At 47.2% G+C, this 13229-nt stretch carries 11 protein-coding genes; 8 read left to right on the plus strand and 3 right to left on the minus strand.

Translation table 11 applies throughout. From position 1 onward, the window contains the following. Positions 1 to 17: 17 nt before the first annotated feature. Positions 18 to 2777 carry a two-component sensor histidine kinase BarA gene (gene barA, locus MHM94_RS09995; protein ID WP_235419859.1) on the minus strand — a complete coding sequence of 920 codons (2760 nt, stop codon included), beginning with the start codon at positions 2775 to 2777 and terminating at the stop codon, positions 18 to 20. A 79-nt stretch (positions 2778 to 2856) separates the two neighbouring features. On the opposite strand from barA, the gene rlmD reads away from it, so the two are divergent. From rlmD to eno, 5 genes are all read left to right on the plus strand, one after another. Further along, the gene (gene rlmD, locus MHM94_RS10000) at positions 2857 to 4170 is read left to right on the plus strand and encodes a 23S rRNA (uracil(1939)-C(5))-methyltransferase RlmD (RefSeq protein ID WP_235419860.1); all 1314 of its coding nucleotides are present in this window, start codon (positions 2857 to 2859) and stop codon (positions 4168 to 4170) included. A gap of 8 nt (positions 4171 to 4178) precedes the next feature. Beyond that, positions 4179 to 6344 (plus strand): GTP diphosphokinase, encoded by a 2166-nt coding sequence (gene relA, locus MHM94_RS10005; protein ID WP_022944092.1) that lies wholly within the window; start codon positions 4179 to 4181, stop codon positions 6342 to 6344. After that, entirely contained in the window at positions 6344 to 7105 is a 762-nt protein-coding gene (mazG, locus tag MHM94_RS10010) for a nucleoside triphosphate pyrophosphohydrolase (protein WP_235419861.1), read from the plus strand. Before relA ends, mazG begins: the two co-directional genes overlap by 1 nt. A 107-nt stretch (positions 7106 to 7212) precedes the next feature. Continuing rightward, positions 7213 to 8847, plus strand: a complete 1635-nt coding sequence (locus tag MHM94_RS10015; RefSeq protein ID WP_022944090.1) for a CTP synthase — start codon at positions 7213 to 7215, stop codon at positions 8845 to 8847. A gap of 69 nt (positions 8848 to 8916) precedes the next feature. Then, entirely contained in the window at positions 8917 to 10209 is a 1293-nt protein-coding gene (gene eno, locus MHM94_RS10020) for a phosphopyruvate hydratase (RefSeq protein ID WP_045978620.1), read from the plus strand. 109 nt (positions 10210 to 10318) lie between these two features. Here eno and MHM94_RS10025 read toward each other — a convergent pair whose 3' ends face one another. Continuing rightward, a complete protein-coding gene (locus MHM94_RS10025; protein WP_022944088.1) occupies positions 10319 to 10561 on the minus strand; it encodes a hypothetical protein in 243 nt (80 codons plus the stop codon). A 216-nt stretch (positions 10562 to 10777) separates the two neighbouring features. On the opposite strand from MHM94_RS10025, the gene MHM94_RS10030 reads away from it, so the two are divergent. Next, positions 10778 to 11101: a hypothetical protein gene (locus MHM94_RS10030; protein WP_022944087.1), complete on the plus strand. Its 324-nt coding sequence runs from the start codon at positions 10778 to 10780 to the stop codon at positions 11099 to 11101. Between the two features lie 5 nt (positions 11102 to 11106). Continuing rightward, a complete protein-coding gene (locus MHM94_RS10035) occupies positions 11107 to 11538 on the plus strand; it encodes a fosfomycin resistance glutathione transferase (RefSeq protein ID WP_235419862.1) in 432 nt (143 codons plus the stop codon). A 39-nt stretch (positions 11539 to 11577) separates the two neighbouring features. Here MHM94_RS10035 and mutH read toward each other — a convergent pair whose 3' ends face one another. Then, complete coding sequence (gene mutH / locus MHM94_RS10040) at positions 11578 to 12246, minus strand: DNA mismatch repair endonuclease MutH (RefSeq protein ID WP_045978562.1); 669 nt, start codon at positions 12244 to 12246, stop codon at positions 11578 to 11580. 459 nt (positions 12247 to 12705) lie between these two features. Between mutH and rppH the strand changes: the two genes are divergently transcribed. Then, complete coding sequence (gene rppH / locus MHM94_RS10045) at positions 12706 to 13227, plus strand: RNA pyrophosphohydrolase (RefSeq protein WP_022944084.1); 522 nt, start codon at positions 12706 to 12708, stop codon at positions 13225 to 13227. The last annotated feature ends 2 nt before the right edge of the window (positions 13228 to 13229 follow it).

A 13229-nucleotide genomic window follows, 5' to 3' on the forward strand; every position in this document is an offset into this window, starting at 1 on the left:
TTCACGTATCAGTACAGTCAAGATGAGCTGCTTTTCTCTAAACCGGCGTCAGCCATCAAATTGCTTAACTCGTCTTGTAGCTCTAACAGCTCGGGCTCAATATCATTAATGCTGGCTTTTTCTTTCATTGCGGTTTCTATCAACTCGGCGAGTTTTTTCAGTTTAGGCACACCGGTATAGCAACAAGCACCATGAAACTTGTGGATTATCGACAGCAAACGTTCATGATCATCTTTTGCCATCGCCTCTTCGATAAGGTTCAGTGTTTCAGGAATACTTAATAGCAACATATTCAGCATCTCTTGGGCCAAATCTTCCTTGCCACCGGCACGTTGCAATGCCAGCTCCCAATTTAAACTGTCGCTGATAAAGGGGGGCTCGCTTAGTGGCGGTTTAGCACTGACGCGCTCACGAGCAAGCTTGTCATTGGGGGCATAATGCAATAGAGCATCGCTGAGCATATCCTCATCTAACGGCTTAGTAAGGTAACTGGCAAAGCCGACATGTTTTAACTGCTCCTTTTCACCATCTAAGGCATGGGCAGTGACCGCAATAATCGGGGTATCTTCATTCAGAGATGACTCTAAGATTAGTTTACACGCGGTAATGCCATCCATAATCGGCATTTGAATGTCCATAAAAATTAAGTCGTAACGATGGCTTTTACATACTTCGACCGCTTGCGCGCCGTTATGTGCGGTATCTAAACTCTCCACTTGTTCTTCGAGTAAGGCACAGATCAGTTTTAGGTTGGCATCATTGTCATCGACCACCAAGGCTTTGAGTGGCAAACGGGTCGTATGATGGTCGTGAGTGTGAATAGTTGGGTGATCCAAGCGAAATGGCGCGGCCAACATTTCGCAGAATTTGCGATGGTTAATTGGCTTACTAAGACACCCATCGGCACCACTGCCAACGAGTGCCTCACGCATATTATGTGACACTGTGTTGAGTAACAAGTAGAGGTAGTCACTGCATTGACGAGCAATGGCAATGAGCTGCTTCATTCTGGCCATGGACTCTGCGCCGCCGGGGTCACCAAGCACGCAGATATCGTAGTTGAATGCGTTACTGGCAGCCTGCTCGAGCTCTTCTATGGTGCGGCACCCGGTTAAATGCACGCCCCAAGCCGCCAAAATACTGCTGGTTGCCATATAACTGTGTTCGTTCTGCTCGAAATACAGCACCCGCTTGTTGACCAAAGAAGCACAAGGCAGGTCAAGTTCAAAGTGATGTTCAGGTACTTTGAACACGGCGTTGAAGGTAAAACAGGTGCCCTTGCCGGGAGCCGAGTTCAGAGTGATGCGACCGCCCATAGCCTCGACTAAATGTTTGGTAATGATAAGGCCGAGGCCTGTGCCGCCAAATTTTCGGGTAATGGAAGAGTCGGCCTGGCCAAAGGGCGTAAACAAAGTGTCTTGCTTGTCCATGGCAATGCCCACACCCGTATCCTTTACGGATATTAACAATGAGACACGTTCGTCGTTCAACAACCGGCTACTAATATCAATATTGACTTCGCCGTGTTCGGTAAATTTAATAGCATTACTGACTAAGTTAGTCAGTATTTGCCGAAAGCGTGTGGGGTCGCCAACAAGGTGATCGGGCACGTTTGGGTTTACGTGAATAGACAACTCCAGGTTCTTCTCATGAGCGCCGGGGGCTAATAAGGTGAGCACTTCATTAACGGCATCACGGATTTGGAATTGAATGCTTTCCAGTTCCATGGCGCCAGCTTCAAGCTTAGAAAAATCGAGAATGTCACTGATGATTGTCAACAGGCTATTCGCTGAGAGCTCAATGGTATCGAGGTAATCTTTTTGGTTTTTATTCAGTGGCGTTTTATAAAGCTGGCGGGCAAACCCGATGACTCCGTTCAGTGGGGTACGCAGTTCATGACTCATTTTCGCTAAGAAGTCTGATTTAACTTGGTTGGCAGCCAATGCATCACGTTTGGCGATATTGAGCTGGATGTTTTGCATCTCATACTGCTCGAGGGTTTCTTGATAATCAGCAGTGGCTTGGTCAATATGACGCTGCATCTCATCCTTTTCTTCGGCCATATGCTGGTTAATATGCAGCAACCCTTGGCGCAGCTGTTCGAGCTCGCCCTGCATTGGCTTTTGAATATTATCGGCCTCTTTCCCATGAGCGACTTCTTGGGTTGCTTGAACTAAACGCGACAGTGGCTGAGTGATCATACGGCTCAAACGAATCGATATCACCACGGCAAAGCCAATGGCTAGCAGAATGACCGCAGCACTGATCAGCACCGCCTTTTGCTGCTCGACGACCGCAACTTGGCGATTAAATTGCACCATGACAATGCCATTAGTTTTAAAAGGCTGATGACTCGGCGCATTGGGGTCAAGTATGCCATGGTAGATAACCAGGAAATCGCCTTCTCGGGTTGTTTTGCTACTGGTTTTATTATCAAGCGTCGGTACTTGGGTTAAACGCGCAAACTCACGGTGTAAATTGCTGGCCAACACCAGTTCATCGTTGCTATCGAAAATAGCAACGGACTTAATAAGAGGTGAGTGTTTGTTATGAATATGCCTGGCGATGCGCTCAAGTGCGCCTTGGTCGTTGTTCGCCAATGGGTTTTCCAGCGCTATACTTAAGGGCTCGATGATCGTATTACCTTGCTCGATAAGAAATTCATCCAGCTCAAGGTAGCGATTTATAGTAAAATAACCGCCAAGTAACAGACCAATCACCACAGTAGGCACCAAGGTCAGGATCAATACCGAGTCCCGCAGGCCTAATCGGTTCATAATCAACCATATTTTTTGTCTGTGATAGGTTTAGGTTATAGCTTTCACAGGCCTTTCGCAATGTTAATTAGGGTAGTCAATGGCGAAGTTCTTTAAGCCCACAAAAAAATCAGTCAGTCAGCGCTTTCGTACCTTGTCGATATCCGGGCTCGACCACCATGGTCGCGGTGTCGCCAAAGATAAAGGTAAAGTGATCTTTGTTGCTGGGGCGCTCGACTCGGAGCAAGTCAAAGCAGAAATACTCAGCGATAAAAAGAATTACGCTGAAGCACGCTGTGTGAAAGTATTAAGCCCCAGTGCTGAACGAGTGGAGCCAAAGTGCCAACACTACCAGCACTGTGGTGGTTGTAACTTGCAGCACCTCGAGACAAGTGCACAGTTGGCTGAAAAACAAAAAGCGTTAGCGGCGTTATTTCATAAGTTCACTGGGCTCAGTTCATTGCCATGGCAGAGTCCCATTGATAGCTCACCTTGGCATTATCGTCGTAGTGCCCGGGTAAGCGTATATTGTGATAATAAGCAAGAGACCATCAAAGTAGGTTTTCGCCAGCAGGGATCAAAACAGATCACTAATATTGTTGCTTGCCCGGTGCTTGATGCAGGGTTTATGGGTGTCTTTGACTTCTTTCGTGATGTTATTGGTGCGCATCGTGCTTTGCGCTGTATTACCCATTTACAGTTGGTGAGTGCCAAAGAACATAATTTCATTGTTGTACGCCACACTAAGGCAATAGCGCAAGCACTGCGCGAAGATATAAACGCGCAGGCGCAACAACACAACTGGCAACTTGTTTGGCAAAGTGAAGCGCAGCAGAGCTTGCCTAGCACTTACTATGAGCTGGAAAATAGTCAGCTCCGCCTTGGCTTTGGACTGCAAAATTTCATTCAAGTAAATGCCGAGGTTAACGACAAAATGCTCACGCAAGCCATGTCATGGCTTAATTTAGCGGCGCATGAGCGGGTATTAGATTTGTTTTGCGGGGTGGGTAATTTCTCGTTGTTAGCGGCTATGCAAGCACAGCATGTTACGGGTGTCGAAGGAGTTGAATCGGCCGTCTCCCATGCGCGCGACAATGCTCAACATAATGGCATTGATAACTGTGATTTTCATTGCAGTGACCTCACGCAGCCATTAGCGCAAGCACAGTGGTTTTCAAGTGAGCTTGATGTGTTGATCCTCGATCCATCTCGCACTGGTGCTGAAGCGGTGCTTGCGCAATTACCGTGCAATCAGTTTAAACGTATCTTGTACGTGTCGTGCGATCCCGTTACTCTGGCCAGAGACAGTAAAATTATACTCGCCAGCGGACACCAGCTAACTAAGCTTGGGATAATGAATATGTTTCCGCATACCGGGCATATTGAAACAATGGCCTTATTCGAACGGGGGTAGTTGCGGCCATGGTGGCAACCAGACAATCACACCGTACAGCACAGATAGAGAGCTTTGATACGGCGCTAAATCAACTAGCTCTGAGCGATGACAAACATGCGTTAGTGAAAGCGGCCGCCGACTATTGTGGTGAGCGCCAGTGCGCCGAGCATGACCGTCTTGCCTTGGAGATGGTAGAAATTTTGGCGCAGTTAAACCTGGACGCCAATTCATTGGCGACGGCCTACCTAACGCCCTATTTCCTTGCTGGTTGTATAGATATTGAAGACACTCGCAACACCTTCAACAAAGACGTGGGTCTGTTACTCAAAGGGGTGGAGCAAATGGCGACCATCAGCACTTTGGCTCATGCTGGCAGCGGCCAAGTGCAGGTGGATAAAATTCGCCGCATGCTGTTGGCAATGGTGGAAGATGTTCGCGCGGTGGTGATTAAACTCGCGCAGCAGGTTTGCTATTTGCGTGAAGTGAAAAATGCCGAAGAAGAAGAGCGCGTAATTGCTGCCAAAGAAACCGCAAATATCTTTGCCCCCCTTGCAAACCGTCTTGGTATTGGTCAGTTAAAGTGGGAGCTAGAAGATTTAGCTTTTCGCTATTTGCATCCACAAACCTACAAACGCATTGCTAAATTGCTTGAAGAGAAGCGCTTAGACCGTGAAGCGTATATGCGCGATATGGTCAAGCAGGTAGAAGACAAGCTTACCCAAGCGGGAATTCAGGCGCAGGTATATGGCCGCCCGAAGCACATTTTCAGTATTTTTAAGAAAATGAGCAAAAAGAACTACGAGTTTGATCAATTGTTCGACATTCGTGCCATGCGCATCATCGTCGATGAAATTCAAGATTGTTATGGTGCCTTGGGTATCGTACACACCAGTTGGCGTCATTTACCCAAAGAGTTTGACGATTATGTTGCCACACCCAAACCGAACGGCTATCAATCGATTCATACCGTGGTCTTCGGGCCGGAAGGAAAAACCGTAGAAATTCAGATCCGTACCCAGCAAATGCATGAGGATGCGGAGCTAGGTGTGGCGGCACATTGGATGTATAAAGAAGGCGCACTACCTGGTCGGGACTCGGGTTACGAGCAAAAAATTAATTGGTTGCAGAAGATTCTGCAGTGGCAAGAAGAAGTTGTGGATGGCACCGACCTAGCGGATGAATTGAAAAACCAGGTGGTCGAAGACCGGGTGTACGTGTTCACCCCGCGCGGCGATATCTTTGATTTACCCCATGGGGCAACCCCCTTGGATTTTGCCTATTACATTCATTCCAACGTTGGTCATCGTTGTGTTGGCGCTAAGGTGTTCGGCAAAATTGTGCCTTTCACCTACCAGTTACAAACTGGCGATCAGGTCGAGATTCTTACCCAAAAAGAGCCCAATCCGAGCCGTGATTGGCTTAACCCTAGCTTAGGGTATATCCGCTCCTCACGAGCACGTTCGAAGATCCACCACTGGTTTAAGCAGCTAGATCGAGACAAAAACTTACAAGCTGGTAAGGATATTCTCGATGGCGAGCTGCAAAAGCTCGATATTCACTACAAAGACCTCGAGCCGGCGATTAAGCGTTTTAATTTCTCAGCTCTTGATGACCTCTTGGTCGCTATCGGTGCCGGTGATGTGCGTCTAAATCAGCTGCTTAACTTTGTGCAAAACAAAGGTGAAAGCGAACCACAAATCAAGTTCAAGCCGCACCGTGGTAATCACAAAGGCGATAAAAATGGCATCGTGGTTGATGGCGTTGGCTCGCTGATGAGCCATATGGCAGGTTGCTGTGAGCCGGTGCCAGGCGATAGCATTTGTGGCTATATTACTCAGGGTCGAGGCATCGCGGTGCATCGCAGTGATTGTGAGCAATTTGCGCAGCTACAAGAGCGTCACCCCGAGCGCATTGTGGAAGTCAGTTGGTCGCAAAAAACTAGCCAAGACTTTGCTCTGTCAATTAAGGTCGAGGCCAACGATCGCCAAGGGTTAATTCGCGATATCAGCGCGGTGCTCGCCAATGAGAAGGTCAATGTGATGAGCATGAATGTGAATACTATTGATGAGAAGCAACTGGCGATATTTTCGATGAAGATCGCGGTCTCAGACCTAAGCAGCACCAATCGACTGCTAACGAAGTTACTGCAAATTGATGGCGTGTACGATGCCAACCGAGTTGGAGCTAGCTAATGGACTCTGTTGATGAACTATTGGCGATTATGGCCAAGCTGCGCTGTCCTGAGTCGGGTTGCGAATGGGATTTGGGGCAAGATTTTCACACCATAGTGCCGCACACTCTTGAGGAAGCCTATGAGGTCGCCGACACCATAGAGCGTGGTGATTTTACTGCCCTTAAAGCCGAGCTTGGCGACCTATTATTTCAGGTGATTTTTTATGCGCAACTGGGAAAAGAACAGCAGCTGTTTGATTTTGAAGACATCGTCAGTGGTTTAAATCGTAAGCTCAAGCAGCGTCATGGTCATATTTTTGCCGATGAAGCAGAGCCCGGAAATTGGGAGCAGCGCAAGCATCAGCAGCGCCAAGCGCAAGGGCAAAAGCAGCTTCTAGACGATATTCCTAGCAATCTTCCAGCGCTCAGCGCGGCTCACAAAATTCAAAAGCGGGTCGCCAGTGTGGGCTTTGATTGGCCCTGCATTAGCGGCGCTTTGGATAAGGTGAATGAAGAGGTCGAGGAAGTGCGTGAGGCCATCAACATTGATCCACACAGCGATCACAGTGCTGAAGAAATTGGTGATTTGCTGTTTGCCACTGTTAATGTCGCTCGCCATCTTGGTCGTGACCCTGAGCAGTTACTGCGCCAAGCCAATCGCAAATTCACTAAGCGATTCAACCAAGTGGAAGTACACATCAATGAGCAGCAGCACAGTCTTGAAGACGCCTCATTAGCGCAAATGGAAGCAGCGTGGCAAAAGGTCAAATCACAAGAGTAGGGCCGCACCCGTAGGCCAATTTAAACTGGATTGGCGCAGGTGGCTTTGCTATACTATCGCCCCGTCTTGATTCTATTTAATCCATTTCCTGATATCTTAGGGTTCGCATGAGTACAAAATTTATCTTCGTTACGGGCGGGGTGGTTTCCTCGTTGGGTAAAGGTATTGCCGCAGCGTCTTTGGCCGCAATTTTAGAAGCACGTGGCTTAAAGGTGACCATCTTAAAGCTGGATCCTTATATCAACGTTGACCCGGGCACTATGAGCCCGATTCAACACGGTGAAGTGTTTGTTACCGAAGACGGGGCTGAAACAGACCTTGACCTAGGTCACTACGAGCGCTTTATCCGCACCAAAATGACCAGCCGCAACAACTTCACTCAAGGACGCGTATACGAAGATGTGTTGCGCCGTGAGCGCCGTGGTGAGTACCTAGGCGCCACCATTCAGGTTATTCCACATATCACCAATGATATCAAACGCCGTGTGATTGAAGGTGCTGAAGGGCATGATGTGGCCATCGTGGAAATCGGCGGCACGGTTGGTGATATTGAATCACAACCTTTCTTAGAAGCAATCCGTCAGCTTGGTACCGAGCTTGGACGTGAAAATGCGCTGTTCATGCACTTAACTCTAGTGCCTTTCTTAGGCCCAGCAGGAGAAGTGAAAACCAAGCCTACGCAGCACTCGGTGAAAGAGCTTCGTTCCATCGGTATTCAGCCTGATGTGCTGGTATGCCGTTCGGCGTGTAAATTGCCGGCCAACGAGCGCGCTAAAATAGCACTATTCACCAATGTTGAAGAAAAAGCGGTTATCTCACTGCAAGACGTCGACAGCATTTACAAAATTCCGGCGTTATTAAAGTCGCAAGATTTAGACAATATTATTTGTCGCCGTTTTTACTTAGATTGCCCAGAAGCGGATCTGTCTGAGTGGGAACAAGTACTGTATCAAGAGTCGAACCCAATTGGGGAAGTGACCATAGGTATGGTCGGTAAGTATATTGAGCTTCCTGATGCTTATAAATCGGTGAATGAAGCCCTTAAACATGCCGGTTTGAAGAATCGCTTAACTGTTAATATCCAGTATGTTGACTCCCAGGATATTGAGAGCAAAGGCGTTGAATTACTGCACGGCTTAGACGCTATCCTTGTACCGGGTGGCTTTGGCGGCCGAGGTATTGAAGGCAAAATTCGCACAGCGCAGTATGCTCGTGAAAACAAGGTGCCTTACCTAGGTATTTGTTTGGGGATGCAAGTCGCACTGATTGAATACGCACGCAACGTTGCTGGCCTAGAAGGGGCGAACTCAACTGAATTTGATGCCGGCTCTGCGCATCCGGTGGTTGGCCTTATCACCGAGTGGCTGGATAAAGACGGTAATGTTGAAATGCGTGATGCAGACTCTGATTTAGGCGGCACTATGCGTTTAGGCGCGCAGTTATGTCACCTTAAAGAGGGTTCAAAAGTACGCGAGGTGTACGGCAGTGACCAAGTGGTTGAGCGTCACCGCCACCGCTACGAAGTAAACAACAATTATGTTGAACAACTTGAGCAAGCGGGTCTGAAATTCACCGGTCTCTCCGAAGATAAAAAGCTGGTGGAAATCATCGAAAATGAAGATCATCCATGGTTTATTGCGGCGCAATTCCACCCGGAATTCACCTCAACACCACGCGATGGTCACCCACTATTTGAAGGTTTCGTGGCAGCAGCAAACAGCTTCCAGAAACAATCTTCGTAATTGTCAGATAAAGCCGTGCTCATGCACGGCTTTTTCGTTTTACACTTGGGACAAGAGGAATCAAGCAAGATGTCAGAAATTGTTAAAGTGATCGGCCGTGAAGTGATGGACTCACGAGGTAACCCAACTGTTGAAGCTGAGGTTCACTTAGCCAGTGGTGCATGGGGTCGTGCCTGTGCTCCATCAGGTGCATCAACCGGTACGCGAGAAGCATTGGAGCTGCGTGACGGCGACAAAGCACGTTACCTAGGCAAAGGTGTGCTAACCGCAGTCGGTTACGTAAACAACGAAATTGCCACCGCATTAAAAGGTCAAAATGCCCTTGAACAACGCGCTATAGATGCGGTGATGTTAGAGCTAGATGGCACTGAAAACAAAGAAAAACTAGGTGCAAACGCGATTTTGGCTGTGTCTTTAGCGAATGCTAAAGCAGCTGCTCAAGAAAAGGGCGTAGAGCTATTCGAACATATCGCTGATATCAATGGCACCTCAGGTAACTACTCTATGCCTGTGCCAATGATGAACATTCTTAACGGTGGTGAACACGCCGATAACAACGTTGATATTCAAGAGTTTATGGTTCAGCCAGTAGGCGCGTCTAGCTTCCGTGAAGCGCTGCGTATGGGCGCGGAAATTTTCCATAGCTTGAAGAAAGTACTCAGTGCTCGCGGCTTAAATACGGCGGTGGGTGATGAAGGTGGTTTTGCTCCTGATCTGAAGTCGAACGAAGAAGCTCTGGAAGTGATCGCTGAAGCGGTTAAAGCTGCCGGTTATGAGCTCAACAAAGACGTGACCTTGGCGCTTGATTGTGCTGCGTCAGAGTTTTACCACGATGGTAAATATGACCTTAAAGGCGAAGGCAAAGAGTTTGATTCTGCTGGGTTTGCAGATTTCTTGGCTGACTTGGCAGCGCGCTATCCAATCATCTCTATTGAAGATGGCTTGGATGAGAGTGACTGGGACGGCTGGAAAATTCTGACTGACAAAATTGGCGATAAGGTGCAATTGGTCGGCGATGATTTATTCGTAACAAACACGAAAATCTTAAAGCGCGGTATTGATGAAAGCATTGGTAACTCGATTCTTATCAAGTTTAACCAAATTGGTTCTCTGTCTGAAACCTTGGATGCGATCAAAATGGCGCAAGATGCGGGCTTCACAGCGGTTATTTCACACCGCAGTGGTGAAACTGAAGACGCCACCATCGCTGATTTGGCAGTAGGCACAGCAGCCGGTCAAATTAAGACGGGTTCATTGTGTCGCTCTGACCGTGTCGCTAAGTACAACCAGTTGCTACGTATTGAGCAGCAACTGGGTGATAAAGCGGTATATAAAGGTCGCTCGGAAATCAAAGGTCAATAACCAGTTGTTGAACAAAAAAACCGCAGCTCAGCTGCGGTTTTTTTATTTCTGGTATTATCAAGCACTTAAAAGCTTGGCTTGTGGTTAAATAGCAGCACTAATACGAAGGTTATTGAAGGCTGTTGGTTGTACCGCGATTGAGCTCACGCTTTACGTAATCTTGACCTGCTTTTTCTTGTGCTGCTTTTTCTTCAGCAGTCATACAGACACGCTTGGGTATGTTCGAGCCAGTCGGCCTTTTCAACTCACAAATCAGGCCGTCATTATTGGCGGTTTGTCCTTCATTAGCTTGGCCAGCGCAACCACTTAATAGCACCACTGCACATCCTGCCAAAAGCAATCCTAATTTCATTATTATCTCCTTAATAGTCCGTTAGCCCTCTTTTGGGGCCACCTTCATGTTATAAGGGAATTACTTTTCAGTTGCCAGTAAAGTAAGTGTTATTAATTGTTTTTAATAGTTAAATTAACCTGTTGTTAATATTGTTTACCTTTCATTGTTGTGTCACTATGAGTCTAAATCGGAACAGTCACTGTATCTGCATTGGTAAGGCTCAAGGAGGGCAGGATGACAGTACTTTATTTTCTCGGATGTCCAGAATTAGACACGCTTAATACCGATGAGCGTAGTCAGGTCGTGGAACAGGCCTATAAAGAGTTTCGGGCAGTGCACCCGGTAAAATGGGCGATACGCTGGTTGTTAATTGTCTTGGCGCTATTACCTTCTGTGATACTAGGCGTGTTGATTGGCACTGAGGCTGCGCTCGCCAGTGCAGTGATAGCTATGGTGCTATTGCATATTGTTATTGCAGAGAAAGAGAGCACCTTAGCCCGCCATTATTTGCATCAGCATTTCAGCGAGCTCTGCGCGAAAGTGTTGCTTAAGTACTAAAACTGATGTTGCTAGGCATCAATCACCTTACTTTAACGGTGCATGATTTGCGGCGTTCGTTACAGTTTTACTCCGAGCTGCTATGTTTCACTCCGTTAGTGCGTTGGCGTCAAGGTGCTTACCTGCAAAACCAAGAACTGTGGCTATGCCTTAATGTTGGCCGACCCCAACCAGCGCAAGATTACTCCCATATTGCTCTAACGGTGGAGCCAAACCGTTTTTGTGAATTGCAACAGCGATTAACCGCCGCTGATGTGTGTTTTTGGCAGGAAAATAGCAGTGAAGGAAGCTCTTTGTATTTCCTAGACCCTGATGGTCACAAGTTAGAAGCGCATGTTGGCGATTTAGGTAGTCGATTAGCAGCGATAGCGCAAAAGCCCTACGAACAATTGCATTGGTATCCACAAGGGCTGGCAGTGATAAAAGGCTATGATTGATACCCAAAGCGGCGCTAGTCAGACCTCCACAGACCGGGTTTATAAGGCGAAATGGTTGGCTAGAATCTGTCTCGTAAAATGGGTTTTAAGGTAAAAGCCACGGGGCAGAGTTTGAATTGTTTTTCCTTGTGGGCCAATGGCGTCAGTTAACGCTTGGCTGTTTGCCGCTTTAGGACGCAGTTGCAATACTTCGCCATAATGGCCGTTGAGCGTTTCTATTTTCCCCAATGCAATCAGCTCGGTGAGCTCCTCCCAATCACGTTTAAGCTGTGCAAACTGTTGCTCATTGGGACGCCACAAAAAGCCACTGCCAATGACTCTGTCGATTACTGCGATATCACGTTCGGCCAGTATTGGCAGCCACAGTACGTGATTAAGCTTCTTGTACACTGTGCTTTGTTCAAAGGTCAGCCCTTGTAGATTGGTTAAGGGGGCGACACTGACAAAGGTCGTCTCTAGTGGCAAACCTTTTTGCGAGATGGGCAGAGTTTTCAGTTCGACACCTAATGACACAAAGTCGGGTTCGGGCAGTGAGCCAGCACTGGCTCCTAACGCAAGTTCAATAAGCTGACCAACCCAGCCTTTTTCACGCAGCAAGTCTTGCGGTGTTTTAAAGCCCAGCTCACCTGCCAATTGTCCCAGCGTTTTACCTGCTATAGCATCGACCCGTTGTTGCAGTTGACTAAGGGTTTGTGGCGGTGCGTTCATGTCTTTGTCTCTAGAGTATTTCAATCGCTATGTTAGCAAACTCTTGCGTAGTGGAGAATGTGTCACTTTACTATCTCGGCTAAGTATTGCTAGCAAGTGCCTTAGTTGGTGTTATTTTGAACATGTTTTCAGTGGTTAAAATAACATCGCTTTATAAGTTCTCGTCGAAAAATAACATTATGAAAAATAAAGATATTTTCCATTAAGTCTCTCGGGCTTTAAGAATGTGCTGTTGTTTTAATCCACAAAATACAGTCCTATAAACATATTTATCCACAGAATCTGTGGAGAAACACCCTTTTATGATCATCAATTGTGGATTTGTTCTATTTTTACCCTTGTTTTTTAAAAGTTATGCACAACTTGTGAGTAAGTTGGTGTTTAGTGCGAATAATATTTGCTGTGCTTTAGGGATTATGGAACAATCGATAAAAATCGACTTACAAATGAGGCACTAAGGTGATTGATGCCGAAGGTTTTCGTGCCAATGTCGGAATCGTAATTTGTAATAACCAAGGCCAAGTCTTTTGGGCTCGTCGTTACGGACAGCATTCTTGGCAATTCCCGCAAGGTGGCGTAGACGATGGGGAAACGCCCGAGCAAACCATGTATCGTGAATTACACGAGGAGGTTGGCTTACTCCCTGAAGATGTAGAGATACTGGCAAGTTCTAGACATTGGTTGCGTTATAAGTTACCGAAGCGGTTGATCCGCAGAGATTCCACACCTGTGTGTATTGGCCAAAAACAAAAATGGTTCTTGCTAAAATTAAAGTGCAAAGATGAAGACGTAGATTTACTTAAAACTCACCACCCTGAGTTTGATGACTGGCGTTGGGTGAGTTATTGGTATCCTGTACGTCAGGTCGTGGCCTTTAAACGCGACGTATACCGCCGGGTAATGAAAGAGTTTGCGCCGGTTGCTATGCCTTTTAATCGCAAGGAGTCACAGCCGCAAGGGCAGTGGCGCCAACGCCGATAGGA

Source organism: Pseudoalteromonas sp. CNAT2-18.1, assembly GCF_022347865.1.
GTDB classification, from domain to species: Bacteria; Pseudomonadota; Gammaproteobacteria; order Enterobacterales; family Alteromonadaceae; genus Pseudoalteromonas; species Pseudoalteromonas ruthenica.